At 73.0% G+C, this 26,250-nt stretch carries 27 protein-coding genes; 12 read left to right on the top strand and 15 right to left on the bottom strand.

Translation table 11 applies throughout. The annotated features are described in order from the left end of the window. Positions 1 to 46: 46 nt before the first annotated feature. Positions 47 to 742 carry a histidine phosphatase family protein gene (locus E1200_RS13100; RefSeq protein ID WP_207933323.1) on the bottom strand — a complete coding sequence of 232 codons (696 nt, stop codon included), beginning with the start codon at positions 740 to 742 and terminating at the stop codon, positions 47 to 49. A 65-nt stretch (positions 743 to 807) separates the two neighbouring features. On the opposite strand from E1200_RS13100, the gene E1200_RS13095 reads away from it, so the two are divergent. Continuing rightward, entirely contained in the window at positions 808 to 1,566 is a 759-nt protein-coding gene (locus E1200_RS13095) for an SDR family oxidoreductase (RefSeq protein WP_131952139.1), read from the top strand. Between the two features lie 2 nt (positions 1,567 to 1,568). On the opposite strand, the gene E1200_RS13090 is transcribed toward E1200_RS13095, so the two are convergent. After that, positions 1,569 to 2,399: a TIGR03620 family F420-dependent LLM class oxidoreductase gene (locus E1200_RS13090; protein WP_131952138.1), complete on the bottom strand. Its 831-nt coding sequence runs from the start codon at positions 2,397 to 2,399 to the stop codon at positions 1,569 to 1,571. 274 nt (positions 2,400 to 2,673) lie between these two features. Between E1200_RS13090 and E1200_RS33675 the strand changes: the two genes are divergently transcribed. The 4 genes from E1200_RS33675 (at position 2,674) to E1200_RS13075 (ending at position 7,681) form a co-directional block, all read left to right on the top strand. Then, on the top strand, positions 2,674 to 2,841 hold the full coding sequence (locus E1200_RS33675; RefSeq protein ID WP_165950300.1) for a hypothetical protein: 168 nt from the start codon (positions 2,674 to 2,676) through the stop codon (positions 2,839 to 2,841). 131 nt (positions 2,842 to 2,972) lie between these two features. Beyond that, the gene (locus E1200_RS13085) at positions 2,973 to 3,380 is read left to right on the top strand and encodes a YciI family protein (protein WP_131952137.1); all 408 of its coding nucleotides are present in this window, start codon (positions 2,973 to 2,975) and stop codon (positions 3,378 to 3,380) included. 8 nt (positions 3,381 to 3,388) lie between these two features. Beyond that, complete coding sequence (locus E1200_RS13080) at positions 3,389 to 4,534, top strand: DUF6596 domain-containing protein (protein WP_131952143.1); 1,146 nt, start codon at positions 3,389 to 3,391, stop codon at positions 4,532 to 4,534. Positions 4,535 to 4,630: 96 nt separating this feature from the next. Beyond that, positions 4,631 to 7,681, top strand: a complete 3,051-nt coding sequence (locus E1200_RS13075) for a BTAD domain-containing putative transcriptional regulator (RefSeq protein ID WP_131952136.1) — start codon at positions 4,631 to 4,633, stop codon at positions 7,679 to 7,681. On the opposite strand, the gene E1200_RS13070 is transcribed toward E1200_RS13075, so the two are convergent. From E1200_RS13070 to E1200_RS13050, 5 genes are all read right to left on the bottom strand, one after another. Continuing rightward, entirely contained in the window at positions 7,663 to 8,508 is an 846-nt protein-coding gene (locus E1200_RS13070) for an ABC transporter permease (RefSeq protein ID WP_131952135.1), read from the bottom strand. The genes E1200_RS13075 and E1200_RS13070 overlap by 19 nt on opposite strands. Beyond that, entirely contained in the window at positions 8,505 to 9,458 is a 954-nt protein-coding gene (locus tag E1200_RS13065; RefSeq protein ID WP_131952134.1) for an ATP-binding cassette domain-containing protein, read from the bottom strand. Before E1200_RS13065 ends, E1200_RS13070 begins: the two co-directional genes overlap by 4 nt. Positions 9,459 to 9,628: 170 nt before the next feature. Continuing rightward, entirely contained in the window at positions 9,629 to 9,943 is a 315-nt protein-coding gene (locus E1200_RS13060) for a hypothetical protein (RefSeq protein WP_131952133.1), read from the bottom strand. Positions 9,944 to 10,000: 57 nt separating this feature from the next. After that, positions 10,001 to 11,314 (bottom strand): phosphotransferase family protein, encoded by a 1,314-nt coding sequence (locus E1200_RS13055; RefSeq protein ID WP_131952132.1) that lies wholly within the window; start codon positions 11,312 to 11,314, stop codon positions 10,001 to 10,003. Positions 11,315 to 11,379: 65 nt separating this feature from the next. Beyond that, the gene (locus tag E1200_RS13050) at positions 11,380 to 12,003 is read right to left on the bottom strand and encodes a TetR/AcrR family transcriptional regulator (protein ID WP_131952131.1); all 624 of its coding nucleotides are present in this window, start codon (positions 12,001 to 12,003) and stop codon (positions 11,380 to 11,382) included. Positions 12,004 to 12,188: 185 nt separating this feature from the next. Between E1200_RS13050 and E1200_RS13045 the strand changes: the two genes are divergently transcribed. The 3 genes from E1200_RS13045 (at position 12,189) to E1200_RS13035 (ending at position 13,985) form a co-directional block, all read left to right on the top strand. Beyond that, on the top strand, positions 12,189 to 12,770 hold the full coding sequence (locus tag E1200_RS13045; protein WP_131952130.1) for a VOC family protein: 582 nt from the start codon (positions 12,189 to 12,191) through the stop codon (positions 12,768 to 12,770). Then, positions 12,754 to 13,392: a carboxymuconolactone decarboxylase family protein gene (locus E1200_RS13040; RefSeq protein ID WP_131952129.1), complete on the top strand. Its 639-nt coding sequence runs from the start codon at positions 12,754 to 12,756 to the stop codon at positions 13,390 to 13,392. The genes E1200_RS13045 and E1200_RS13040 overlap by 17 nt, the downstream gene beginning before the upstream one ends. Positions 13,393 to 13,538: 146 nt before the next feature. Further along, complete coding sequence (locus tag E1200_RS13035; RefSeq protein WP_131952128.1) at positions 13,539 to 13,985, top strand: ATP-binding protein; 447 nt, start codon at positions 13,539 to 13,541, stop codon at positions 13,983 to 13,985. Between the two features lie 86 nt (positions 13,986 to 14,071). Here E1200_RS13035 and E1200_RS13030 read toward each other — a convergent pair whose 3' ends face one another. The 3 genes from E1200_RS13030 to E1200_RS13020 all read right to left on the bottom strand — a co-directional run bounded on the left by E1200_RS13030 (position 14,072) and on the right by E1200_RS13020 (position 16,272). Then, positions 14,072 to 14,752, bottom strand: coding sequence for a choice-of-anchor P family protein (locus E1200_RS13030; protein ID WP_131952127.1), 681 nt, complete (start codon positions 14,750 to 14,752; stop codon positions 14,072 to 14,074). A gap of 49 nt (positions 14,753 to 14,801) precedes the next feature. Beyond that, complete coding sequence (locus E1200_RS13025; RefSeq protein ID WP_131952126.1) at positions 14,802 to 15,632, bottom strand: L,D-transpeptidase; 831 nt, start codon at positions 15,630 to 15,632, stop codon at positions 14,802 to 14,804. Between the two features lie 166 nt (positions 15,633 to 15,798). Continuing rightward, entirely contained in the window at positions 15,799 to 16,272 is a 474-nt protein-coding gene (locus E1200_RS13020; protein ID WP_131952125.1) for a MarR family transcriptional regulator, read from the bottom strand. Between the two features lie 98 nt (positions 16,273 to 16,370). Between E1200_RS13020 and E1200_RS13015 the strand changes: the two genes are divergently transcribed. Next, entirely contained in the window at positions 16,371 to 17,534 is a 1,164-nt protein-coding gene (locus E1200_RS13015) for a PP2C family protein-serine/threonine phosphatase (protein WP_243708530.1), read from the top strand. Between the two features lie 23 nt (positions 17,535 to 17,557). Here E1200_RS13015 and E1200_RS13010 read toward each other — a convergent pair whose 3' ends face one another. From E1200_RS13010 to E1200_RS13000, 3 genes are read right to left on the bottom strand one after another with little or no spacing between them, the layout of a single operon-like run. Further along, positions 17,558 to 17,995 carry a response regulator gene (locus E1200_RS13010; RefSeq protein WP_131952124.1) on the bottom strand — a complete coding sequence of 146 codons (438 nt, stop codon included), beginning with the start codon at positions 17,993 to 17,995 and terminating at the stop codon, positions 17,558 to 17,560. A 16-nt stretch (positions 17,996 to 18,011) separates the two neighbouring features. Further along, the gene (locus tag E1200_RS13005) at positions 18,012 to 19,709 is read right to left on the bottom strand and encodes an ATP-binding protein (protein WP_131952123.1); all 1,698 of its coding nucleotides are present in this window, start codon (positions 19,707 to 19,709) and stop codon (positions 18,012 to 18,014) included. Further along, positions 19,709 to 20,902: a fused response regulator/phosphatase gene (locus E1200_RS13000; RefSeq protein WP_243708529.1), complete on the bottom strand. Its 1,194-nt coding sequence runs from the start codon at positions 20,900 to 20,902 to the stop codon at positions 19,709 to 19,711. Before E1200_RS13000 ends, E1200_RS13005 begins: the two co-directional genes overlap by 1 nt. A 224-nt stretch (positions 20,903 to 21,126) precedes the next feature. On the opposite strand from E1200_RS13000, the gene E1200_RS34780 reads away from it, so the two are divergent. Next, complete coding sequence (locus E1200_RS34780; protein ID WP_243708528.1) at positions 21,127 to 21,438, top strand: hypothetical protein; 312 nt, start codon at positions 21,127 to 21,129, stop codon at positions 21,436 to 21,438. A gap of 35 nt (positions 21,439 to 21,473) precedes the next feature. On the opposite strand, the gene E1200_RS12990 is transcribed toward E1200_RS34780, so the two are convergent. Next, positions 21,474 to 21,776, bottom strand: coding sequence for a hypothetical protein (locus E1200_RS12990; protein WP_165950299.1), 303 nt, complete (start codon positions 21,774 to 21,776; stop codon positions 21,474 to 21,476). Positions 21,777 to 21,865: 89 nt separating this feature from the next. After that, the gene (locus E1200_RS12985) at positions 21,866 to 22,963 is read right to left on the bottom strand and encodes a pentapeptide repeat-containing protein (protein ID WP_165950298.1); all 1,098 of its coding nucleotides are present in this window, start codon (positions 22,961 to 22,963) and stop codon (positions 21,866 to 21,868) included. 267 nt (positions 22,964 to 23,230) lie between these two features. On the opposite strand from E1200_RS12985, the gene E1200_RS12980 reads away from it, so the two are divergent. Both E1200_RS12980 and E1200_RS12975 read left to right on the top strand, forming a co-directional pair. Continuing rightward, a complete protein-coding gene (locus E1200_RS12980) occupies positions 23,231 to 25,321 on the top strand; it encodes an RNA degradosome polyphosphate kinase (RefSeq protein WP_131952121.1) in 2,091 nt (696 codons plus the stop codon). 19 nt (positions 25,322 to 25,340) lie between these two features. Continuing rightward, positions 25,341 to 26,246 (top strand): NUDIX hydrolase, encoded by a 906-nt coding sequence (locus tag E1200_RS12975; protein ID WP_207933321.1) that lies wholly within the window; start codon positions 25,341 to 25,343, stop codon positions 26,244 to 26,246. Positions 26,247 to 26,250: the final 4 nt, after the last annotated feature.

Genomic DNA, 26,250 nt, shown 5'->3' with positions numbered 1-26,250 from the left:
GCGCTCCATAAGGGCAACACGCCGCAAGTCAACGAGGTGCCGACCGCTAGTCGAAGCGGGCGGGGGAGGCGGGTTGCTGGGTGGTGGACGTCTCGTCCAGGTGCAGCGTCCCGCCGCCGACTACGCGCCAGCCCTGGGTGCCGCTCGGCCGCCACAGCTCCATGACGGAGCAGTTGGGGACGTCGCACGCGCCGAGGAAGTCACGGAAGCTCCGCATCGCCGCGGCGTCGGGGTCGGTGACGCCGGTCAGCAGCGACCACATCACGGCCTTCATGAAGACGCCGTGCGTGAACACCGCGATCAGGCCGTCCTCGGGCCGTTCGGCGAGCCGGTCGAGCAGGGCGCGGGCGCGCGCGATGAGCGCCTGGAAGGACTCCCCGTCGTGGCCGTGGACGTAGGCGGGGTCGAGCCGTTCCCAGTACTCCTCGGCGTAGGGCCGCCGCTGCTCCCCGGTGGTCTGCGGACTGTGCAGCCGGCCCAGGAACGTGAACTCCTGGACGGGCCACTCCTCGTACGGCACCTCGGGGAACCGCTCGACGGTCGGCTCCGCGGTCTGCTGCGCGCGGATGAAAGGCGAACCGACGATGAGGTCGGGCGGCGCGGTGAACGCCGCGGCCATCCGCGCCGCCTGCCGCCGCCCGAGTCCGGTCAGCGGCGACGCCCCCGGCCCGTTCGTCGGCAGCCCCGCGTTCGACTCGCTCTGCCCATGCCTGATCAGCCACACCCGCCGCACCAAGATCACGCCGCAAGCCTGGCACAGGGCCGCGCCGCCCCGGAAGATCGGAGGGACCAACGAGGAGGGCGAACGTGAGCAAGTCCTACGTGGTGACCGGCGGCGGACGCGGCGTCGGCCGCGCCATCGTCGAACGCCTGCTGGCCGACGGCGGGAAGGTCGTCGTCATCGAGTTGGACCCGGCCGCGGTCGAGTGGGCCAACGCCAACCCCGATGTGACGCCGGTCGTGGGCAACGCCGCGGACGAGAGCGTCGCGGACCGGGCCGCCGACCTGGCTCAGGAGGCGGGGACGCTCGCGGGCTGGGTCAACAACGCCGCCGTGTTCCGCGACGTGGTGGACCCGTCCGCCAGTGAACTCCTCGACCTGATCGGGCTGAACCTCAACCCGGCCGTGGTCGGGTGCGTGACCGCCGTCCGCCGCTTCCGGGACGCGGGGACGGGCGGCGCCATCGTGAACGTGTCGTCCCACCAGGCGCAGCGGCCGGTGCGCGGCTCCCTGCCGTACGCGACGGCGAAGGCGGCCACCGAGGCCCTCACGCGGGCCTTGGCCGTCGACCACGGCCCGCACGGAATCCGCACCAACGCCGTGGCGCTCGGCTCGATCACGACGGAACGCTACGAGACGTTCCTTGGAGGCCAGGCCCCGGAGGAGGCAGCGCGCATCGAGAACGAGATGCGCCTGCTCCACCCGGTCGGCCGTGTCGGACGCCCGGACGAGGTCGCCGCCGTCGTCGCCTACCTGCTCTCGGACGAAACGAGCTTCGTCAACGGCGCCGTCCTCCCCGTGGACGGCGGCCGCCACGCCGTGGGCCGCGACCCCGAAGAAGCCTGACCTCAGCCGATGAGGGCGCCGGCCAGTGCGCGCCACTCCGCGTGGGGCACGGCGTCCGGGTCGGTGGGCTGCACGGAGAGGACGACCTGGTCGGCGCCCGCGTCCAGGTAAAGTTTCACCCGCGCGGCGACCGCGTCGACGTCGCCCCAGGCGACCAGGTCGTCGAGCAGGCGGTCGCTGGGCCCTGCGATGTCGTCCTCGGTGAAGCCCATCCGGCGGAGGTTCTGCGGGTAGCCGCCGACCTGTGTCAGGAACCCGATGGGGCCGCGGACCGTGTCCCTGGCCCGCTGCGGATCGCTTTCGAGGACGACGTACTCCATCACGGCCATGGTCGCCTCGGAGCCCAGGATCTCTCGCGCGTGCGCGGTGTACTCCGGGTTGACCAGGAGCGTCAGCGCGCCCGCCGCCCGGTCGCGGGCCAGCTCCAGCATCCGCGGTCCCAGCGCCGACAGCATTCGGGCCTCCGCCGGCACCGGCGGGTCGGCCGCGTCCAGGTGATCGAGGTACTCGTTCATGGTCCGCAGCGGCCGGGCGCCCTGCACCCCGCCCAGCCCGGTGATCAGCCGTCCCGCATCGGTGGCCTCCACCTCCGCGCGGAACGCGACCACGTCTTCGGCCGGGTGCACCCGCGCCGGAATGATCGCGCTGCCGACCTGGACCGTCCCGGTCGCCCGGACGACGTCCCGCAACGGGTCCAGGGTCGAGAGCTGCCCACCCGCGATCCAGATCGCCGAGTACCCGAGCTTCTCCAGCAGGACGGCGTCATCGAGATGCCCGCCCCCGTCCCGCACGTCGAGCGTCACCCCGACGGGCCCAAGATCAAGCCGTGCCATCGCGGCCCCTTCCGTAGATGTCCAGCGCCCGCGACGCTATTTCCTGAACCAAGCTTGAGGTCAACCACCGCCTTGCAGCCCGTGACGCGACACCGGAGAATGCACGGGAGCGAAGGGGCACGCCGTGTGGACCACCTTCATGCACGCGTTCTTCACTCTGTGTGGTGTGGCCGCGGTCGGTGTGGGCGTAAGGGGGTTGCGCTCCCCGCCGAGGCGGGGGGAGCCCGACTTCCGGAAGCGCTGCTTCGACCAGTACTTCCATTCCATCGGCACCATGCTCGTCGGTTCGATCTTCGTGGGCACCGGTGTCGCGGCTCTCATCTTCGGCTACGACTCCGGCGTCCCCTCGCAGCGGGAGTTCCTCCAGTGGGTGTCGTTCGCGCTGCTCATGAACTTGATCATGTGCTCGTGGAGGTGGATCCGCCGACGCAGACGCCCCTGATCCCCTCAGCCGGGCATCATGGACGGACGGCTGCGAAAAAAATCTGGTGCCGATGTCGAGAACCCGCGGCCGGCTTCGTCTCCGTGGCGAAGGCGGCCGGGAGGGCCGCTCCGACACCGAGGAGATGCACGATGGCCAAGTACCTGCTGCTGAAGCACTACCGCGGCGCCCCGGCGGCGGTCAACGACGTGCCGATGGAGAAGTGGACGCCGGAGGAGATCTCCGCCCACATCCAGTACATGGCGGACTTCGCGACCCGGCTGCAGGAGACCGGCGAGTTCGTCGACGAGCGGGCGCTCGCGCCTGAGGGGACGTGGGTGCGGTACGACGGCGAAGGCCGCCCGCCGGTCACCGACGGGCCGTTCCCCGAGACCAAGGACCTCATCGCCGGGTGGATGGTGATCGACGTCGACTCCTACGAGCGCGCGCTCGAACTGGCCGGGGAGCTGTCGGCCGCGCCCGGCGCGGGCGGCAAGCCGATCCACGAGTGGCTGGAGCTGCGCCCGATCTTCACCGCGCCGCCCACCATCACGGAGTGACGTCGCAGGTGGACGAGGTTCTGCTGCGCAGCCTCACCCCGCACGTCCTGGCGATCCTCGTCCGCCGCGGAGCCGACTTCGCGGCGGCCGAGGACGCCGTACAGGACGCGCTGGTCGAGGCGATCCGGGTCTGGCCGGACGACCCGCCCCGCGACCCCAAGGGCTGGCTGATCACCGTCGCCTGGCGCAAGTTCCTCGACGCGACCAAGGCGGAGACCGCCCGCCGCCGCCGCGAGGACGCCGTCGAGGAGGAGCCGCCGCCGGGTCCCGCGTCCGGCGTGGACGACACGCTCCAGCTCTACTTCCTGTGCGCGCACCCGTCGCTGACGCCGTCGTCGGCGGTCGCGCTCACGCTGCGCGCCGTGGGCGGGCTGACCACCCGGCAGATCGCCCAGGCGTACCTGGTGCCCGAGGCGACCATGGCGCAGCGCATCAGCCGCGCCAAGCGCACCGTCTCCGGCGTGCGGTTCGACCGGCCGGCCGACGTCGGGACAGTGCTGCGCGTCCTCTACCTGGTGTTCAACGAGGGCTACTCCGGGGACGTCGACTTGGCCGCAGAGGCGATCCGGCTGACTAGGCAGCTCGCCGCGGTGATCGACCACCCCGAGGTGGCGGGGCTGCTCGCCCTCATGCTGATCCACCACGCCCGGCGCGCCGCCCGCACCGCACCCGACGGCGGCCTCGTGCCGCTCGCTGACCAGGACCGGAGCCGCTGGGACACCGGCCTGATCGCCGAGGGCATCGAGATCCTCCAGGCCGCCCTGGCCCGCGACCGGCTGGGCGAATTCCAGGCCCAGGCCGCCATCGCCGCCCTCCATGCCGACGCGCTCGCCGCCGAGGAGACCGACTGGGTGCAGATCGTCGAGTGGTACGACGAACTCGTGCGCCTGACGGGCAGCCCGGTCGTCCGGCTCAACCGCGCGGTGGCCGTGGGCGAGGCGGACGGCCCGCGCGCCGGCCTGAAGGCCCTGGCGGAGCTGGACGACTCCCTGCCCCGCTACACCGCCGTGGCGGCGTACCTCCACGAACGCGACGGCGACCCGGTGACGGCGGCGCGCCTGTACGCGGAGGCGGCCCGCAAGGCCCCCACCCTCGCCGAACGGGGCCACCTGACCCGCCAGGCCGCCCGCCTCAACGCGTCCCTCCGGCCCTGACCTCCGGCCGGGAGCGCGGGACTCCGGCCCGGCCGGCCGGGCCGGCGGCTTCTGAGGCGTCCGCCGACCCGCCGCTCCTTCCGGCACTATGGATGAATGCGGGTCGGAGTCCTTGGGCCATTGGTCGTGACGGACCGGGGCGAGGACATCGTGGTCGGCGGGGCGCGGCTGCGGGTGCTGCTGACCAGGCTGGCGCTGGAAGCGGGGCGGACGGTCACCGCCGACGCCCTCGTGGAGGCGCTGTGGCCGGACGGCGGACCCAAGGACCGGGTGCACGCGTTGCAGGCGCTCGTCTCGCGGTTGCGGCGGTGCCTGCCCGCGGGGCCGCTGCGTTCGGTTCCCGGGGGCTACGCTCTCGACGTCGAGTCCGTGGACGCGGCGGAGTTCGAGCGGCTGGCCAGGAACGGCGGCGAAGCGCTGCGGGCCGGAGACCCCCGTCTCGCGTTGCCGCTGCTGCGGGACGCCCTGGACCTCTGGCGCGGGGACGCTCTCGCGGACGCGGCCGGTGCGCCGTTCGCGGACGCCGCGGCCGTCCGGCTGGAGGCGCTGCGGCTGTCGGCGACGGAGGACCGGATGTCCGCCGAGCTGGCCGCGGGCGCCGCCCCCGGGCCGCTGGTGGCGGAGCTGGAGGAGCTGGCGGCGCGGCACCCGCTGCGGGAGCGGCTCCGCGTCCTGCTGGTCGAGGCCCTGCACGGGGCGGGACGGTCCGCCGAGGCGCTCGCGGTGTTCGAGAGGTTCCGGGGCGTCCTGGCCGAGGAGCTGGGCACCGACCCTGGACGCGAGTTGCAGGACGCGTACCTGGCCGTTCTGCGGGCCGTCCCCCAGGACCGGGTGCGCGGGAACCTGCGGGCGGCGGTGACCAGCTTCGTCGGCCGGGAGGAGGAGCGCGCGTGGGTCGCGCGGCGCCTCTGGGAAGGGCGGCTCGTCACCCTCGTCGGAGCCGGCGGCGCGGGGAAGACCCGGCTCGCCACCACGGTCGCGACGGAGCTGGCCGGGCGGTTCCCGGGCGGGGTGTGGGTCGTGGAGCTGGCACCGGTCGACGAGCCTGTGGAGGTGCCCCGGGCGGTCGCGGGCGTGCTCGGCCTGCGGGACGGCACCACCCTGGCCGAGGCGCTGTCGGCCGACGAGACGCTGATCGTCCTGGACAACTGCGAGCACGTGGTGGAGGCCGCCGCGCGGCTGGCGGGCGAGCTGCTCGGCACCTGCCCCGGCCTGCGGGTCCTCGCCACGAGCCGGGAGCGCCTCGGGGTCGACGGCGAGGCGCTGTGCCCCGTGCCGCCGCTCGGCGTCCCGGCGGCCGCCGCGCTGTTCGCCGAGCGCGCCGCGGCCGTCCGGCCGGGGTTCACCGGCGACCCCAGGACCATCGCGGAGATCTGCCGGCGGCTGGACGGCCTCCCGCTGGCGATCGAGCTCGCCGCGGCCAGGATGCGCTCGATGCCGCTGGACCAGCTCGCCGCCCGGCTCGGCGACCGGTTCCGGCTGCTGAACGGCGGGAACCGCACGGCGCTCGCGCGGCACCGGACGCTGCGGGCGGTCGTCGCGTGGAGCTGGAACCTGCTGGACAACGCGGAGCGCCGGTTCGCCGAGCGGCTCGCGGAGTTCCCCGGCACGATCACCCCGGACACCGCCGCCCGCGTCACCGGCCGTCCGGACGCGCTGGACGTCCTCGAATCGCTGGCCGACCGGTCGCTGCTCCAGGCCGTCGAGGGCGCCGAGCCGCGCTTCCGCATGCTGGAGACCATCCGGGAGTACGGGCGGGAGCGGCTTGCCGAGGCCGGGGAGACCGGGCGGGTCCGGGCCGCGCACGCCGCGTGCTTCCTGGAGCTGGCCGAACGGGCCGAACCGCGGCTGCGCCGTCCCGAGCAGCTCGAATGGATCCCCCGGCTGGCTGCTGAGCGCGACAACCTCCTCGCCGCGCTCCAGTTCGCCACTGAGCGCGGCGACGCCGGGACCGCCGTGCGCCTCGGCGCGGCGCTGGCGGTGTTCTGGATGATCCAGGGTGACCACGCCGAGGCGGCGCGGCGGTTGCGGACCGCGCTGCACGTGCCGGGCCGCGGGACCGTCCCCGGGGACGCGGAGGCGGCCGCGCTCGGCGGCTACCTGTTCCACACCGTGATGTCGGGCGGCGACGCCCGCGACGACCCGCTCATCGGCCGGCTTCCCGAGCGGGCCGCGCACCCCCTGGCCGCGCTGGCCGAACCCGCCGCCGCGCTGCTCACCGGCGACAACGCGGGCGGCCTGGCCGCGATCGACCGCCGGCTGCCCGAGCCCGACCCGTGGACGCGGGCGACGCTGTATCTGACGCGGGCGATGCTCAACGGCAACGGGGGCGAGATGGACGCGGCCCACGAGGACATCACCGCTGCGGAGGCCGGGTTCCGCGAGGCCGGGGAGCGGGCCGGGCTGGCGCTCACGCTCACCTTCGCGGCCGACGCGCAGACCGTCTCCGGACGGTTCGGCGAGGCCATCGCCACGCTGGAGGAGGCCATCGGGCTCCTGCGCACGCTGGGACAGGACGACGCCGGCATGCAGCGGGTCATGCTCGCCGTCGCCCGCGCCAGGTCGGGCGACGTGGCACGGGCGCGGGATGAACTCGCCGCGATGGTCGCCCCGGGCGCCGGGACGCCGGCGCGCCACCTGGTGCCCGTCCGGCTCGCCCTGGGGGACCTCGCCCGCCACGCCGGTTCCACGGCCGAGGCCCTTGAGGAGTACGACGCCGCCGAGCGCGAACTCGACCGCGTCCCGTCCTACCCGCAGTACCGCTCGCTGCTGGAGGCCGCGCGGGGCCAGCTGGCGCTCGACCGCGACGACCCGGACGCGGCGCGGCGGCACCTGCGCACCGCTCTCACCCTCGCGGTCGGTGCACCGGACATCCCGATCGCCGCCGTCGCCGGCTACGCGACCGCCCGGCTGCGCGCCGCCGCCGACCCGCGGGCGGCGGCGGCACTGCTCGGCGCGGCGGCCGTGCTGCGCGGGGCGCCGGACGCGCACAACCCCGACGTCGTGCTGGTGACCCGGCCGCTGCGCCGGACGCTCGGCGAGCGCGCCTACCGCGCCGCCCGCGACCGCGGCGGCAGCCTGGACGTCCCAGGAGCACTCGCCCTGCTCGGCGATCAGCTACAGGGGGATCAGGCGCGGCGCCGGTAGGCGTACACGGCCAGGGGGCAGAACACGGCGAGGAACCCCGCCGACCACAGCAGCGTCGCCGTCGCCGGACCGGCGACGGGCCCGCCGAGCAGGAGCCCGCGCGAGGCGTCCACGGCGTCGCTGACCGGATTGACCTCGACCCACGCCCGCAACCAGCCCGGCAGCGTCTCGGCCGGGACGACCATGTCCGTCCCGAACGCCAGCGGGAAGATCCCGAGGAACGCCACCGTCTGCACGATGACCTCCTCCTTGATCAGCACCCCGATGAGGACGTTGACCCAGCCCAGCGCGAAGCCCAGCGCGGTCGACAGCGCGACCGCCGCCACCGCCGACGCCGCATCGGTCTCGACCCGGAACCCCATCAGGTAACCGGTCGCGAACAGCACGCAGGCCGCCACGACGTAGCGGATCAGATCGCCCAGCACGATGCCGGTGAGCGGCGCGGACCGCCCGATCGGCAGGCTCCGGAACCGGTCGAACACGCCCTTCTTGATGTCCGTGTTGATGCTGAGGCCGGTCGACAGCATCCCCACCAGCAGCAGCGTCATCACCAGGACGCCGGGAAAGACGTACTGCAGGTACTCCCGCGTCGATCCGGCGACCGCGCCGCCGAACAGGTAGACGAACAGCAGCAGGAAGAGGATCGGCATGAACAGCGCGTCGCTGAGCAGCCCCGGGTTCCGCCGGGTCTTGGTCAGGCTGCGCCCCGCCAGCAGCAGGCTGTGCCGCGCCAGCCGATGACCCCGTTCCGGCCGCCTTCCCTGGCTCGTCCCCCACTCCCGGCGCTCCTCGGTCAAGACGGCGCCTCGCCCCTCTGGCTCGCTCATGCCGCCTCCTTCTCCGCGCGGTGGCCGGTGAGCGTGAGGAAGACCTCGTCGAGGCTGGGCAGGCGGAGCGACAGTTCGGCGACGCCTATCCCGGCGGCCGCCAGCCGCTGCACGGTCTCGGCGAACGCGCGCTCCCCGTCTCCGCCGACCGGCACGCCCACCACGTCCCTGCGCGGCGTCTCGGCGGCACGGCCCGACACCGCGTTCAGGATCGCGGCGACCTCGATGAGCCGTCCCGGATCGCGGGGCCGCACGACGATCGTCTGCCCGCCGGTGACCCGCTTCAGCTCGGCGGGCGTGCCGGACGCGATGACCGCTCCGCGGTCGATGACGGTGATCTCGTCGGCGAGCGCGTCGGCCTCCTCCAGGTACTGGGTGGTCAGCAGGACCGTCCCGCCGTCGCGGGTCATCGACCGGATCAGCCGCCACGCCTCCTCCCGCCGGCCGGGGTCGAGGCCGGTCGTCGGCTCGTCCAGGAAGATCACGGCGGGCCGCCCGACCATGCTCGCGGCGAGGTCGAGCCTGCGCCGCATCCCGCCGGAGTAGGTGGCCACCCGGCGCCCGGCGTCCTCCGACAGCTCGAACCGCTCCAGCAGCTCGGCGGCGCGGGCCCGCGCCTCGGCCTTGCGCATGTCGAGGAGCCGCCCGATGAGGACGAGGTTCTCCATGCCGGTGAGATCCTCGTCCACGGACGCGTACTGCCCGGTGAGGGCGATCCTCTCCCGCACCTCGGCGGCGTCCCGCACGACGTCCAGCCCGCAGACCTCCGCCCGGCCCGCGTCGGGCCGCAGCAGCGTCGCCAGAATCCGCACCGCCGTAGTCTTCCCAGCGCCATTAGGCCCGAGGACACCGAGCACAGTGCCCGGCCGTGCCATGAGCTCCACTCCGGCCAGGGCGGTAGTGGCCCCGAACCGTTTGACCAGGCTCTCCGCCTGGAACGCGTAATCCATGCGCCCGAGGCTGCCGCGCCCCGCTCACAAACCCCTCACACGCCGCGGATCGCCTGCTCGGAACGTGATCCGGCGGCGGACGCCCCCTCTTCGTCCGCCGCCGGATCATGTTCCGGGTCGTTGCCTCGGGGTCTAGGTCGACCTCCTGGGCGTCCCACGGATGTACGTCGTTACTCGATGTCGAACTTGATCGTCTCGCCCTCGATCGAGGTGACCGTGATCGTGGTGCGGCCGACCCGTGCGGACTGGCCCACCGGGATCTCGACCCTGCGCGAGCGGTCCACGCTGAAGGTGGCCGAGTCGGCGGAGAGGGCGGTGACCCGGATCTCCCAGTCGTTGATCTCCAGGGGGTTGGCGTTGTTGGTCCCGGTCGTGGTGACGTGGCACTCGCCGTTCCGGCACGTGTGGCTGTTGACCTGGCAGCCGGTCAGCACGAGGCCGGCGCCCAGCATGAGGACGGCCACGGCGCGAAAGGGACGGATCAATTTTGCTCCTTACGGTGTGTTCAATTCAATTGACGCACCGCCAGGAGCTTTGGTTCGTCAGCCGGGAAGGGCCAGGTGGCCGGGGTTGGCCACGGTGAGCTTGTCCACGACGGAGGCCCGCACCGCGGCGACCACCTCGTCCCTCCGGTCGTCCAGGGCGCCTTCGCGGATCGCCTTCGCAAGGTCGGCGTCGGTGTCGCAGCCGAGCGCGGCCAGGCGCTCGCGGTGGGCGGCCTTGTGCGCGTCGGCCAGGAGGATCTCGCGGCGCGCGATGCGGAGCACGGACATGGCCACGCGTGCGTGGAAGCGGAGCCGTTCGTCGGGTTGCTCAGCCTCCTTGAGGAACGCGCCCACGGCCTCGATCAGGGTGGCCGCGTCAGGGCGGTCATGGGGCGGCGTCGCGGTGGCCTGGGCGGTCTCCAGCGGGTCCTGGACGGTCATCGGCTCGGTCAGCCCGAGCGCCAGGAGGAGGTCGTGCTCCTGCTCGCAGACCCTCCGCCCGAGGGCGGCGAACTCGATGGACGTGTCCGTCCCGCTCAGGAAGCGCTCGGCCTGGTGCCGGCACAGGATCGCCCAGCGCAGGGTGCCGTAGACCTCCCACCAGCGGAGTTCCTCGGGGGTGGGCGGGGTGCCGCCCGCCTCGGCGTAGCCGGCGAGGAGGTCCTCGCGGGAGCCGAAGCCGCCCGCCGCGTGCGGGGAGCCGAAGCGCCACGCCTTCACGCACAGCCAGCCGAGGTCCTCGGCCGGGTCGCCGAGGTGGGTGAGCTCCCAGTCGAGGACGCCCGTCACCCCGTCCGCGTCGATCATCAGGTTGCCGTTGCGGAAGTCGCCGTGCACGACCGTGCGGCGGCCGGACGCGGGCGGGCGGTTGTCGCGCAGCCAGCGCAGGGCGAGCTCGACGGCGGGACGCGGCTCGCCGAGGTCCTCGTAGATCGCGACGAGCAGGGCGAGCGGGTCCTCGTCGGACAGGCCGGGGACGGGCTCCATCGTGTGCAGCCGCGCCAGGATGCCGCCCAGGTCGCGGGCGAGGCGGCCGCGCACGGCCGCGAACCGCTCGTCGCGCAGCAGCCGCCGGGGGATCGTCTCGCCGGACAGCCGCCCCATGATCAGGAAGGGGACGCCGCCCAGGTCGTCGCCGTGGTCGACGAGTTCGGGGACGGGCACGCCGGCCGCCGCGGCGGAGGCCAGCAGGGCGGCCTCGCGCGGCAGCGCGGCGGGGTCGAGGGACCCGGGCCGGTCGCGGCGCAGGATCAGCGGGCGGCCGTCCGCGTCGAACGCCCAGGTCTCGCGGCTGGCGCCGCCCGACAGCCGGACGAGGCCCGACACGGGCGTGCCGAGGCGGGCGGCGAGCGCGGCGTCCGGGGCGCTCATGCGCGGGCCCCGTGCCGAGCGGAAAAGGACGTGGGGGAGGGGTCGAGAGGGGCCACGGGTCTCCTTCAGGTCGGCAGGCCGAGGGCTCGGACGGTGAGGGCGTCGAGGGTATCGAGAAGGCGTCCGGCGTCGGCGTCGTCCCCCTGGACGAGCCACAGGTACAGCGAGTGGTCGACCATCGTGGCGAGCGCCCCGGCCGCGAGCTCGGGGTCGAGGTCGGCGGGCACGAGCCCCGCCCGCTGCCAGCGCTCGATCGCCTTCGCCGACCGCGCCGTGGAGGCGGCCCGGTGCTTGCGCCGCATCTCCTGGAACTCGCCGTTGAACGTCGCGACCTGCTCGATGATCGCCATCATCTTCGCGTTGCGCAGGTAGCCCTCGTAGTAGGCGCGGTTGGCGCGGCGGACGCGGTCGGCGGGGGACGGGCCGGCCGCCGGTTCGAGGGCGTGCTCGGTCATGTCCGCGAACAGCCGGTCGGCGACCTCCAGGAACACCGCCTCCTTGGACGGGAAGTAGGTGTAGAAGGAGCCGTACGCGACCCCGGCGTGCCGGGTGATGTGCGCGACGCGGGTGTCCAGGAACCCGCGCTCCTCGAACACCTCGCGCGCGGCGGCGAGGAGGCGCTCCCTGGTGCGGGCGCCGCGCTCGGTGAGCGGTGCCTGCGGCCCGCCCGGGGCGTCCCCGCTGCGCATGTCGGTGTCCTTCCGCCGGCCTTGACAATCGGATGTCCGGGGGAACAGTATCCGAGCATCGGAAAAGTTGATATGACTGTCAAGTCAACTGCGGGCAAGTCAACTGCGGGCACGTCGACTGCGGGCGGCGGCGCGCCGGTGCGCGCGGCCGGGGCGCGGCCCCGCGTCCGCGGTGGGGAGGTCTCATGACCGGCGGCAACACCGAGTTCGAGCTCGGTGGCATCAACCATCTGGCGCTCGTGTCGTCCGACATGAAGCGCACCATCGACTTCTACTCCGGCGTCCTCGGGATGCCGCTCATCAAGACGCTCGACCTGCCGGCCGGCATGGGCCAGCACTTCTTCTTCGACTGCGGCGGCGGCGACTGCCTGGCGTTCTTCTGGTTCCCGGACGCGCCGGACCCCGTCCCCGGCATCTCCGCGCCCGCCGGCCGCCCCGAGCAGGGCGAGCTGCTCAGCGCCGTCGGGTCGATGAACCACGTGGCGTTCCACGTCCCGGTCGACAAGTTCGAGGACTACCGGCGGCGGCTCAAGGAGAAGGGCGTCACGGTCAGCCCGATCCTGAACCACGACGACAGCCCGATGGGCCTGTCCGCGGACGTGAACGAGGGCGTGTTCGTCCGCTCGTTCTACTTCCAGGACCCGGACGGCATCCTCCTCGAATTCGCCTGCTGGACGCGGACGTTCGACGAGTCCGACGTCTCCCACGAACCCAAGACCGCCGCCGACCGCACCATCCCGAAGGACGAGCATGCCCCGACTGCGTGAAGTGCCCCGCGCCGAGGTCACCGACGAGCTGATCCTCTTCTTCTACGACCACCTGTTCGCGCCCGACCGGGACCCGGCCGTCGACCACGGCACCGCCACCGGCACGCCCGGCGACTGGTGGACGGTCTTCGCCCAGTCCCCGGACGTGTTCCGGCACGCGGTCAAGGGGTTCCAGCTCTACCGGAACGCCGAGCTCGACCCCGTCCTGCGCGAGCTCGGCCAGTGCCGGGCGGGCTGGGCGCGCGGCAGCCAGTTCGTCTTCTCGCAGCACTGCAAGCAGATGCGGGCGCTCGGCATGCCCGAGGAGAAGATCGAGGCGATCCCGCAGTGGCAGACCGCCGACTGCTACTCGCCGCTGGAGCGGGCCGTCCTCGCCTACACCGACGGTCTCGTCCTGGACGGCGGCCGGGTCGCCGACGGCATCTTCGACGTCCTCAAGAGGCACCTCTCCGACAAGGAGATCCTCCAGCTCACCTACATCACCTGCATGTACGAGATGCACGCGACGATGTCGCGGGCGCTGCGGGTGGAGTTCGACGACCGTCCCGAACCGGTCGTCGAGGTCGCGGCTCCCGAGGGGTACGGCGACCGCGACATCGCCGCCGACCTGACCGGCGGCTGACCACCGGGCGGCGGAGCCCACGCGGTGGGCAAAGGCGAAGTCGGCCGCGCGGAAAAGAATCCGTGACCCTCGTTTTTCTGGTGCCTTGAGTTTCCGCGGAAGATCAGCGGGAAACCTGCCTGCTAGAGGGAACGGAGGCGAATGGCATGGAGGTCGTTCTCGAAATGACCCTGCCGAGGAACGCCGAGAGCGCTCCGCTGGTGCGGCACACGCTCGATGCCTCGCTGCGCGGACTGGGGGTCTCCTCGGAAATCCGTGCCGATATCGCGCTCGCTTTGGGGGAGGCTTGCGCGAACGTCATCCAGCACGCGGCGAACGCGAAAGAGTACGAGGTGCGTGCGCGGATGGACGGGACGCGATGCGTCGTCGAGGTGATCGACGGGGGCTCGGGCGACGCCGCCGCGATGGCCGGCGTTGACATCGAGGCCGAGGCCGGGGGCGAAGCGGGCTGGGGGAGCGAGGAGGTCCCGCTGCTCGCCGAGCACGGGCGGGGGCTCCAGTTGATGCGGGCGTTCACGGAGGAACTGCACATCGCCGATCGCGTCCACCGGGAGGGCGCGATCGTGCACTTCGAGAAGTCGCTCGCCGTCTGACGGCGACGGCCCGGCGGGATGCCCCCGCCGGGCCGTTGTGCCGAGGCGTGCGTCGGCTCAGCCGGTGCGTGTCAGCCGGTGCCGTGTCAGCCGGTCACGGGCAGGTCGTGCTCGACCGGGGTCGGCGCCGGCGCGTCGGACGGCTGCTCGCCCGGACCGCCCGGGCCGCCCGGCTGCTGGCCGCAGGTCGCGGACGCGATCCGGACGTTCGCCGCCTTGCCCGGCAGCGGCAGCTCCAGCTCCATCGCGGTGACGGCGAGGCGCCCGTCGGCCATGCGCTCCTGCTTGTTGAGCGTCAGCGCGGCGCGGCCCAGGCCCTCGACGTTGACCGGGATCGTGGTGTTGGGCGCCGGGGACGCGTCGAGCCGCTTGCCCGCGATGACGGCGTCGGCGAGGTGCGCCGCGCCCTCCCCGCCCTGGCACTTGGCGGTGACCGCGTCGGCCCGGAGCTTCGCGGCCGGGACGACGGCGTCCGCGACGGACGACTTGGCGCGGTCCGGGGACGCGCTGACGTCCAGCGCGGACGCCTTGACGAGGTCGGTGCTCCGCTCGCTCAGCAGGCTCTTGCGGACCGTCTCGGTGGTCGAGGAGACGGCGGGCACCGGCGGGACGGACACCGGCCCGGAGGCCGTCAGCCCGTACGCGGAGCCCTCGCCCTGCGGCTGGGCGGCCAGGGCGGTGCCCGGGGCCGAGAGGAGGCCCGCGGCGAGCCCGGTGGTGAGGAGCCCGGTGGCGACGAAGCCCCTGACGGCATGGCTGTAACGCATGAGTGTTTCTCCGATTTCCTTGAGAGTGTGGGCGAACCTGGCCGGCCGGTCAGCCGTTGATGAACACCAGGGACCCGAGCGGGACCCGTGAGAGGGCCTTCAGCGCGGCGTCCGGGACGCGGACGCAGCCGTGGGAGACGGCCCTGCCGAACACGGAGGCGTCGGGCCAGCCGTGCAGCGCGACGGTGCCCGGCCCGCCGCCGAAGGAGTCGAGGGTCGCCGAATGGGTGCCGAGCGGCAGGACGATCCGGCTCGGAGCCTTCTTGTCCCGGGTGAGCGTGGCCAGGACGAACGTCCGGCCGGTGGGCGTCGGGGTCTGCGGACCGCCGATCGCCACCTTCCACCGGCCGACCTCCCGCATGGACCTCAGCAGCGTGAGCGTCCGCGCGCCGAGGTCGACACGGATCGTGTACGGCGTGCGCGCGGTCCGCATCCCCTTGCCGGAGATCCAGCCGGTGGAGCGGTTGGGGCGGCTCGGCAGCAGCACCCGCCGCCAGTCGCCGGACGTCTCCACCACGGGGACCCAGGTGGGGCCGTCCAGCTGCTTGGCGGGCAGCGTGGCGATGACGCGGCCGTCCGGCCGGTCGTGCACGGGCACGGCCTTGGCCGGGTTCACGACCAGGCCGTCGGTGGCGCCGTCGGGTGATGAGTCCTCGGGGGCGCCCCGGACGGTGGTGTAGGTGGTGGCCTCGGGCACCTTGCCCGCGCCGGCCCGTTCGCCCGCACCGGCCTTGCCGGTGGCCGCGCCCCCTTCCTGCGCCGCCGCGGTGCCGGGTGACGAGCCGCCGCATCCGCCGAGCAGCAGCGCGGCGGCCACCGCCGGCACGAGCCCGGCGGTGAGGGCGCGGCGATGAAGCCGCGGGGGATTATTGGTCGCCATGGGCCGCGATATTAGCGGCGGGAAGTGGGTACGTAGCGGAATTGGCGAAGTTTTGCGCGGCGTCGCTCGCGAGAATTGCTATATTCCCCGAAGATCCCGGAGGAATTGACGAGTTCCGACAGATTCCGCCAAATCGGAATATTTGCCTGCCATTCGGGCGAGCAGCTCAGGCGAGCAGCGAAATGGAGTCGCCGTCCACGTCCGAGTTGGCCGCGGCCTCCCGGAACTCCTTCAGCCCCCACAGCAGCGCGGCCCGCGCGGGCGCGGGCATCGACGCCAGGATGCGCGCGAGGTCCGCGCGCCGGCGGACCCGGAGCCGGTCGAGCAGCGCCTCCCCGTCGGCGCTGAGCCGGACCGTCACCTCGCGGCGGTCCCGGCCGTGGTCGCGGGTCAGCAGCCCGGACGCCTCCAGCCGGTCGCACAGCCGGCTCGCCGAGGACACCAGCGCGCCGAGCTCCTCCGCGAGCCGGGTCATGTTGACCGGACCGCGCTCCACGATGAAGAGTGCGCGTAGCTGGGTGGCCGGAACGGGTACGTCAGGGGAGTTGTGCGCACTGGACCAGACGCTCATCAGGGTCGAGGCGGCGTCGTCGAGCGCCGCCAGGGACTCGGGCGTGCCCTCACTCGGCGTGTCCACCATGCCGTCCACTGTTACATAAGACGCTGCCCGGGGCATCCGGCAGGGCCTTTCCGGCCGCACCGGCCGGCGCCGCCACCCCTTACCTGGCAAGGATCCCGATGGACGACGAACCCCCGACCACGGATCTCACGATGCTCGCGGAGGCGCTGTGGGCCGCCGCCCCGGACGAGCTGATCGACGTCGCGACCGGGCTCGTCGAACGCCACGCGAACGGGACCGGCGCCGAACTGCTGCTCATCGACTACCGGCAGGCGTACCTCGTCCGGACGCTTCCCGGCCGCGACGACCTCCCGGTCGACAACACCGCGCCGGGGCGGGCGTTCGCCGCGCAGCGGATCGTCCGGGAACCGCCGGATCCGGACGGCGCCCGGCTCGTCCACCTGCCGCTGACCGTGCAGGGCGAGCGGCTGGGGGTGCTGAGCGTCCGCCTCCCGGCCGGCGAGCCGCCGTGGCTGGACGAGTTCGGCTCCCTCACCGCCCGCGCGTTGAAGATCGCCAACGAGGCCACGGACCTGTTCCGGCGGCTGCGGCGGCGGGGCCGGCTGACGGTGGCGGCCGAGATGCAGTGGGACCTGCTGGCCGCCCCGTCCTTCGACGCCGCCGAGTTCCGCTTCGCCGGGCAGCTCGAACCCGCCTACGCGGTGTGGGGCGACAACTTCGACTGGGCCGCGTCCGCGGACCGGCTCACGCTGACGGTCAGCAACGGCATGGGCTCGGGGACGGAGGCGGCGGCGCTGACCAACCTGGCGATCAGCGCGCTGCGCAACGCGCGGCGGACCGGCGAGGGCATCGCCGAGCAGGCCGCGCTCGCCGACCAGACCCTGTTCGCGCGGCACCGCGGCGAGTGGCACATGGCCACCCTCCTGCTGGAGTTCGAGCTCGCCACCGGGCTGGTCCGGGTGGTCGACGCGGGGTCGCCGATCGTCCTGCGCATGCGCGGGAGCTCCATCGACCGCATCGGGTTCGACGCGCAGCTGCCGCTCGGGATGTTCGGCGACACCCGGTACGTCACCGAGGAGTTCACCGCCGAGCCGGGGGACCGGCTGGTCGTCGTCAGCGACGGGGTTCAGGAGGCGCTGTCCCCCGAGGGCGAGCGGTACGGGGAGCAGGCCCTGCTGCGGGCCCTGCGCCGCACCCGGCTGCAGGAACCGCCCGAGGCCGCTCGCACCATGATCCGGCAGCTCCTCGCCCACCAGGGGGACGGCGAGCAGGCCGACGACGCGGTGATCGTCTGCGTCGACTGGATCGGCCGGGGCGGCTGAGCCGGGCGGCGCTCCGCGCCGGGTCAGCGCGGGAGCTTGACCACCGTCACGAAGAAGTCGTCGATCCGGCGCACCACGGAGATGAACTGGTCGAAGTCGACCGGCTTGGTGACGTAGGCGTTGGCGTGCAGGTTGTAGCTGCGCAGGATGTCCTCGTCGGCCTCGGACGTCGTGAGCACGACGACCGGGATGCGGCGCAGCTCCTCGTTCTCCTTGACCTCCTGGAGCACCTCCCGGCCGTCCTTGCGCGGCAGGTTGAGGTCGAGCAGCATCAGGTCGGGACGCGGCGCGTTCGCGTACTCGCCCTCCCGGCGCAGGAACTCCATGGCCTGCTCGCCGTCGTTGACGACGTGCAGCGAATTGTGGACCTTGTTGTGCTCGAACGCCTCGACGGTGAGCAGGACGTCGCCGGGGTCGTCCTCCACGAGCAGGACCTCGATGGGGCGCGGGCCGTCATTCATATATGTGTGTCCTTGCTCATTGGCGGTTATCGATTTGTCCGTTGTGATCGGTGCCGCCGGCGGCCACGGCCACCGGGACGCGGTCGGCCGGCAGCGTCCAGCGGAACACGGTGCCGGGTTCGTCGCCGTTGCCGTCGGGATCGAGCCAGATGCGGCCACCGTGGTACTCGACGATCTTCTTGCAGAGGGCCAGGCCGATGCCCGTGCCCGCGTACTCGTCGCGCGGGTGGAGCCGCTGGAAGATCAGGAAGATCCGGTCGGCGTAGCGGGGCTCGACCCCGATGCCGTTGTCGGAGCAGCGGAACTCCCACTCGTCCCCGGTCCGCTCGGCGTCGATGACGATGCGCGGCGGGACGTCCTCGCGCCGGAACTTCAGCGCGTTGCCGACGAGGTTCTGGATGAGCTGGGTGAGCTGGGTCCGGTCGCCGGACACCTCCGGCAGGTCCCCGACCTCGATCTCCGCGCCGGTCTCCTCCCGCAGCGTCGCCACGTTGTCCAGCGCCTGCCGGGCGACCTCGTCGAGGTCGACCGCCTCCTCCGGACGCGACATGCGGCCCACCCGGGAGAAGCTCAGCAGGTCGTTGATGAGCGCCTGCATGCGCTTCGCCCCGTCCACGGCGAACGCGATGTACTGCTGCCCCCGCTCGTCGAGCTGGTCCCCGTACCGGCGTTCGATCATCTGGCAGAAGCTCGCCACCTTGCGCAGCGGCTCCTGCAGGTCGTGGCTGGCGACGTAGGCGAACTGCTCCAGCTCGGCGTTGGAGCGGCGCAGCTCCTCGGTCTGCTCGTCGAGCTGCCGGGTCTTGTCGACGCTGGCCCGCCACTCGTCGATGATCCGGGTGCGCATCGCGTCGATGATCGCCGCGAGCTCGTTGATCTCCGCGGGGCCGGGCACGTCCAGCGGGTGCGCGAAGTCGCCCTGCGACACGGCGCGGACCCGTCCGGTCAGCGACGACACGGGGGTCAGCACGGTGCGCTTGATCAGCACGGCGAGGGCGAGCGCGGCCACCAGGACCAGGACGAGCGCGGCGGCCGTCGACCATATCGCCGTGTTCGCGCGGGACCGCAGCCGGTCGGCGGCCCGGTCGTGCACCCGGGTGACGCCGGCCTGCAGCGGCGTCAGGTCGCCGCGCGCCCGGTTGTGCAGCCGCCGCGCCTCCTGGTTCTCCGCGCGGTCGATGCCCTGCCCGCCGGGACCGGCGGCGACCCGCTCGGCGTACCCGGCCCGCCAGGCCCGCGCGTCGGCGCGCGTCCTGTCCAGCAGGCGGAACACGTCGTCGCTGCCCGGCACCCCGGCCAGCAGGTCGCGCATCGCCGCGGCGGCCTTGCGCTCCTGCTCGACCGCCGACCGGTACTCGGCGAGGTGCGCCTTCCCGCCGTCCTGGGCGTAGTCGCGGATCGCCGCGTCCTGGGTGGTGAGCGCGGACGAGAGCCGGAACTGCTGCAGCGCCGCGGGGTCGACCTGGTCGACGAGCACGCTGCGCGCCTGGTGGTTGCCGTACAGGGCCATCCCGGCCTGGACGAACACGGCGAGCAGGAGCAGCCCGAGGATGAACGAGCCGAGCCGGTAGATCTGGACGAGCCGCAGCCGGCCCATCCCGTGCCCCGCGGGGACGTCCGCGGCCGGCAGCACGATCGCCGGCCCGGAGACCGTCAGCCTCCGCTTCCGCTCCCCTTCGGGCGGCGCGTCCCCCTCGGGCGGTTCGGTGGTCATCAAGCCTCCCCTCGGCTCAGCAGCAGCACGGCGAGGTCGTCGGCCAGGACATCGCCGTTCAGCCGCTCGGCCTCCGCGATGAGCCCGTCGACGAGGATCTCGCCGCGCCGCCCGTCCCCGTACGCGATCTTCGCCAGTTCCAGCAGCCCGGCCAGGTCGAGGTAGTCGTCGCCGGCGGAGCCCTCGATGAGCCCGTCGGTGTAGAGCAGCAGCCCCCACGCGTCGCCGAGTTCGAGGTCGAGGGCCGGCCAGTCCACACCGGGGAACAGCCCGAGCGCGGGACCGTGCGGCTCGTCGGCGACGGGCTCGACACCGCCGGGCCCGAAGAACAGCGGGCGCGGATGCCCGGCGCGGTGCAGCCGGGCGCTGCGCCGGTCCGGGGCGATCGTCAGCGTGCACATCGTGGTGAAGATCTCGTCGCTCCAGCGCTCGTGCTGCAGGACGGCGTCGAGCGTGTCGAGCAGCCGCGCCCCGGTGTGCCCGGCGAGGACGAGCGTGCGCCACGCCATCCGGAGCCGGACGCCGAGGGACGCCTCGTCCGCGCCGTGCCCGCTGACGTCGCCGATCACGACGTGCACCGCGCCGTCGCCGGTCTCCACGGTGTCGTGGAAGTCGCCGCCGAGCAGCGCGCGGTCGCGGCCCGGCCGGTACCGGGTGTGGTGCCGCAGCGTCGTGTCCTTCAGGATCGGGACGGGCAGCAGGCCGCGTTCCAGCCGGGCGTTCTCCCGGCTCAGCGCCCGCGCCTCGACCAGTTGCCGCTCGGACTCGTCGGCGCGCTTGCGTTCGATGGCGTAGCTGATCGCCCGGGTGAGCAGCGCGCTGTCCACGTCCTGCTTGACCAGGTAGTCCTGTGCGCCGGCGGCGACGGCCTCCACGCCGACGTGGGCGTCGGCGAGGCCGGTCAGCACGAGGACGGCGATGGACGGTGCGTACTCGCGCATCCGGCGCAGCGCGTCGAGCCCGTCGGCGTCCGGCAGCGACAGGTCGACGATGACGCACTGGATGTCGGGCCGCAGCGCGTCGATGGCCTCGGCGAGCGTGGTCGCGACGGTGATCCGCACGCCGGGCTGCGCCTCGCTGAGCAGCTCCTCGAACAGGAATGCGTCGCCGGGGTCGTCCTCGACGAGCAGCAGGTGGGGGGATCCGGCGACACCGAGCAGCCGTTCCGCACCGCGACTGTGCATCGCGGTCATCGATCAGCTCCTTCGGCCGGGCATGGCGACCGGACATCAGGCGGGGCAGCCGCTTGCCATTGAGCAAATATTAGAGGTACTTGGCGGGCTTGAGCGCACCTCATGGGCGGACGTAACACCCGAACATACCCTTCGCGCCCTCAATCCTCCTTGTGGCGCGCGTAGTAGCGGGCGACGCGTACGCGGTTTCCGCAGCGGGCCGCCGAGCACCAGCGGCGCCGCGGATGCGCGGGCAGGAAGAGCAGCGTGCAGTCCTCGGCCGCGCAGGCCCGGACCGGCCGATGTCCGGCCCGGCGAGGAACGCCGCGGCGTCCTCGGCGAGGTGGGCGGCGAGCCGGACGCCGTACCCGCCGATACGCCGGACGCTCGCCGTGACGGCCGTCCCGCCCCAGGCCAGGTGCTCGACCGCCGATTATCTGCGCGGCCTCCCGGCCGCCGACCTGCACGTCTTCGACACCGGCCACTTCGCCCTGGAGGACAGGCTCCGCCACATCGCCCCGCTCACCGCCGGCTTCCTCGCCGGCTTCTGCCTTTGAAGGGGGCCAAGGGGGTTTTTGCCGCCGGGTTGTGATCAGGCGCTTCGGGGGGTGTGGCGGGCGGTTTTCTGGGCGGCTCTCCGCTGGGCGGCGTTTGCCCTTGCGCGGTTGAGGCTTTCCCTGACCTTGGCGGCGCCGCGCGCGGCGGTTACGGTGTCCTTGGCGCGGCCGGCGTAAACCGCGAGGACCTCGGCGACGGGCGGCGGCTGCCATTCCTCCTTCTGGACGACGGGCAGGAGCGGGACGGCGGTGGCGGCGGAGTTTCCAGGCACGGGGACGAGCGCGAGATGCGATTGGCAGTGCGGGCACTGCGCCCCCGGATGGGTGTCTCTGCTCATACCACAAATCATTACCCGGGGGTCTGACAAAACAGCGCCGCATAAGCGGATCTTGCTGGAACTTGCCGGAACCAGCCGGAAACTAAAGGTCAAGAACGTCCGGTCGCGCGGCGCAGCCACGACCGGCGCGGGGCCGGGGGACGGCCGCCGGCGCGCCGTTCGGGACGCCGGGGCAGGGCGCATTCGCCCAGGTCGACGCCGGTGACCTGGAGCAGCGGCGCGTCGATCCGCTGCACGGACGTGAGCCGGACGCCCGCCGGGGGCCACGACGGCTCCATGACCCCCGGTATCGGCTCGGGGAGCGAACGCACGGACGCCGCGCCCGTGAAGGCGGCGCCCGCCAGGTCGAGGTCCGCGTAGCGCAGCGCGAAGTCGGCGTCGCCGTAGACGGTCGTCCCGCGCGCGGTGACCCGCCGGGCGGCGGCGTGGACGTGCAGCCCGCCGTGCACGACGGCGTCCGCCAGCGAGATCCCGCCGATGGCGACCAGCGGCCCGAGCCGCAGGCCCCGGCGGAACTTCGCCCGCTCGAACCGGGCGTGCCGCGCCACCCGCACGCGGCGGAACGCGGCCTCCCCGCCGAAGGACGTCCCCTCCATCGCCGCGTCCCGCCCGAACGCGGCGTGGTCGAACGCGGCCGGGCCCACGAACGCGGCGTGCCGGAACGAGGCGTCGACGAGCCAGCGCGCCTCGGCGAAGCCGGCCGCGCCGGTGAACACCGTCTGCTCGAACGAGGTGTGCCGGTGGAAGCGCGCGCCCTCGAAGGAGGCGTCCCGCCCGAAGCGCACGTCCCGGAACGAGGCGTTGCCGAAGAACCGCGCGTCGTGGAAGGACGCGACGCCGAGGAAGCAGGCGCCGTCGAACGAACTGTCGCCCTCGACGCAGAAGCCGCGCAGCGCCGCGTCGGACGGCAGCACCGCCCCGTCGAACCGCGTGCGGCCCAGGTGGGGCCGCCCGTCCCGGCCGGTCACGGCGTCCAGGACCGCCTCCAGCAGCCACGACGGGACGGTGACGCCGCGCAGGTCGACCTCGGCACCGGGGCGCAGCGCGTCCATGAACCGCTCGAACTCGCGCGGGTCGAGATGCGCCGGGCACCCCCCGGCCGGTTCCGCGGCACGCCCGGTGCATCCGGGGACGGCCGTGCAGCGCGGCCAGAACAGCGAGGCGGGGGAGGATTCGTGAAGGACCACGCCCCCCATGTACCCAGGTCCGGCCCCTGGCCAAGGGTCTCTCGAACGCCAGGATCACCTCCCCCGCGAATCCCCTGTACGCCCCCAAACCACGATCGCGTGCGGGGAACGTCACATCCGCGTCCGAAAGGGTGGCTCCGGAAGGCCGGCCACCCCGGCGAACAGGGAGTGATCTGGGGGAACTCAGGGCATGATCGGGGTGTCTGATAGTTGGGCGAATCAACCGAGTTCGACCGTCGTTCACCTTGCGTAGGGACAATCACTGGTATGACCGTCAACCCAGGACAGCTCCCCCAGGCGGCGGGAACGCTGCCCGACGACCGTTTCCTCGACCGGGAGGAGAGCTGGCTCAGGTTCAACCAGCGCGTCCTGGAGCTCGCCGAGGACCCCGGCCTCCCGCTGCTGGAGCGCGTCCGGTTCCTGTCGATCTTCTCCAGCAACCTGGACGAGTTCTTCATGGTGCGGGTCGCCGGTCTCGCCCGCCGGATGGCGACCGGGCTCGCGGTCCAGTCCGCCAGCGGCCGGCAGCCCCGCGAGGTCCTGGAGCGCACCGGGGTCGTCGCGCACGAGCTGATGGGCCGGCACGCCGCCTGCTTCCGGCACGTGATCCGCCCCGCGCTCGGCGAGGAGGGCATCGACATCCTGCGCTGGGACGAGCTGGCCGAGACCGAGCAGGAGAGCCTGCGGCGGTTCTTCCGCGACCGGATCTACCCGGTGCTCACCCCGCTGGTGGTCGACTCCGCACACCCCTTCCCCTACATCTCGGGCCTGTCGCTCAACCTCGCGGTGATCGTCCGCGACCCGGAGACGGACGCGACGATGTTCGCCCGGGTCAAGGTGCCGCCGCTGCTGCCGCGCTTCATCGAGGCGTCCCCCGACCGGTTCACGCCGCTGGAGGACGTCATCGCCGCGCACCTCGGCCAGCTGTTCGTCGGGATGGAGGTCGTCGAGCACCACGCGTTCCGCGTCACCCGCAACCAGGACCTCGAGATAGACGACGACATCAGCGAGGGGCTGCTGCAGGCGCTGGAGCGCGAGCTGCTGCGCCGCCGGTTCGGCCCGGTGGTCCGGCTGGAGGTCGAGGAGTCGATCTCCGACGGCGTGCTGGAGCTGCTGACCTCGGAGCTGGCGGTGGACGAGGGCCAGATCTACCGCGTCGGCGGCCCGCTCGACCTCGGCGGCCTCGCGGCCATCGCCGACCTCGACCGCCCGGAGCTGAAGTACCCCCCTTTCGTCCCGTCGAAGGAGGCGATCCCGGAGGACGCGAACATCTTCTCCGCGATCCGTGAGCGGGACGTGCTCGTCCACCACCCCTACGACTCGTTCACCACGACCGTCCAGCGGCTGATCGAGGACGCCGCGACGGACCCGCGCGTCCTCGCGATCAAGCAGACGCTCTACCGGACGAGCGGCGACTCCCCGATCGTGGACGCGCTGATGAACGCCGCCGAGGCCGGCAAGCAGGTCGTGGTCGTGGTCGAGCTGAAGGCCCGGTTCGACGAGCGCGCCAACATCGCGTGGGCGCGCAAGCTGGAGACGGCCGGCTGCCACGTCGTGTACGGGTTCGTCGGGCTGAAGACCCACTGCAAGCTGGCGCTGATCGTCCGGCAGGACTCCGACGGCCAGCTGCGCCGCTACTGCCACATCGGCACCGGCAACTACCACCCGAAGACCGCCCGGCTCTACGAGGACTTCGGGCTGCTCACCGCCGACCCCGAGGTCGGCGAGGACGTCAGCGCCCTGTTCAACCACCTCACCGGCTACTCGCGGCAGAGCTCCTACAACCGGCTGCTCGTCGCGCCGCACAGCCTGCGGCCGGGGCTGGTCCAGCGGATCGAGCACGAGATCGACAACCGGCGGGCCGGGCATTCCGCGCGCGTCCGGATCAAGTGCAACTCGCTGGTGGACGAGGTGGTCATCGACGCGCTGTACCGGGCGTCCCGCGCCGGGGTGCCGGTGGACATCTGGGTCCGCGGCATCTGCGCGCTGCGTCCCGGCGTACCCGGACTGTCGGAGACGATCCGGGTGCGGAGCGTGCTCGGCCGGTTTTTGGAGCACTCCCGGGTGTTCGCTTTCGAGAACGGCGGGGAACCTGAGGTGTGGATCGGCAGCGCCGATCTCATGCACCGCAACCTCGACCGCCGCGTGGAGGCGCTCGTGACCGTCACCGACCGGGCGCAGCGCGACGAGCTGCTGTCGCTGATCGACATGGCCATGGACGAGGGCACCGACGCGTGGGCGCTGGCCGGCGACGGCACGTGGACGCGGCGGACGGCCGGGCCGGGGGACGCCGAGCCGCTGCGCGACATCCAGACCCATCTGGTCAAGAGCCGCCGGTGGAGGACGGTCGATGCCTGAGACTCCGATTCCGATTCCGATGCCGACTCCGACTCCGACTGCGGCGGCGGGCGAGGTCGTCCGGGCCGCCGGGGCGCTGCTGTGGCGGGACGGCCCCGAGTTCGCGGTCGTCCACCGGCCCCGCTACGACGACTGGTCGTTCCCCAAGGGCAAGGTCGACCGGGGCGAGCACGTGCTGCGCGCCGCCGTCCGCGAGATCGAGGAGGAGACCGGCATCGTCGCGCGGCTCGGCCGCCGGCTGCCGACCAGCACCTATCCGGTCGGCGGGCGCACCAAGCGGGTCGACTACTGGGCGGCGCGCCCGGTCACCGCGGGCGCCCTGACGCCCAACGACGAGGTGGACGAGCTGGCGTGGCTGCCCGCCGAGGAGGCCGCGGCCAGGCTCAGCTACCAGCACGACGTCGCGCTGCTGCACGAGTTCCTGGACGGCCCGCTGGACACCTCGCCGCTGGTCATCCTGCGGCACGCGTCCGCGGGGGAGAAGGCGGAGTGGCGCGACGCGGACGAGCTGCGCCCGCTGGACGCCGCGGGCCGCGCCGAGGCGACCGCCCTCGCGGCCCTGCTGCACACCTACGGGACGGCCCGGCTGATCAGCTCGGCGACGGCCCGCTGTGTGGAGACCGTCCTGCCGTACGCGCGCCGCACGGGCGCGCCCGTCGTCACCGACCCGGCGTTCACGGTCGGCGCCACCACCCCGGAGCGGGCGATGGACCGGCTGCTTTCCCTGGTCGAGGACGGCGTCCCCACCATCGTGTGCACGCACGGCGAGGTCGTCTCTGAACTCGTCACCGGCCTCTGCGCCAAGATGGGGGCGAAGGCGCCGGACGACCCGGAGCTGCGCAAGTCTGAGTTCTGGGCGGCCCACCTGGCCGCCGGCTCAATGCCCGCCCTAGAACACCACACCCCCCGCCCATCCCCCACCTAACGGG

This window comes from Actinomadura sp. GC306 (assembly GCF_004348665.1).
Taxonomy (GTDB): Bacteria; Actinomycetota; Actinomycetes; order Streptosporangiales; family Streptosporangiaceae; genus Spirillospora.
This window is presented reverse-complemented; position numbering and strand designations above follow the sequence as displayed.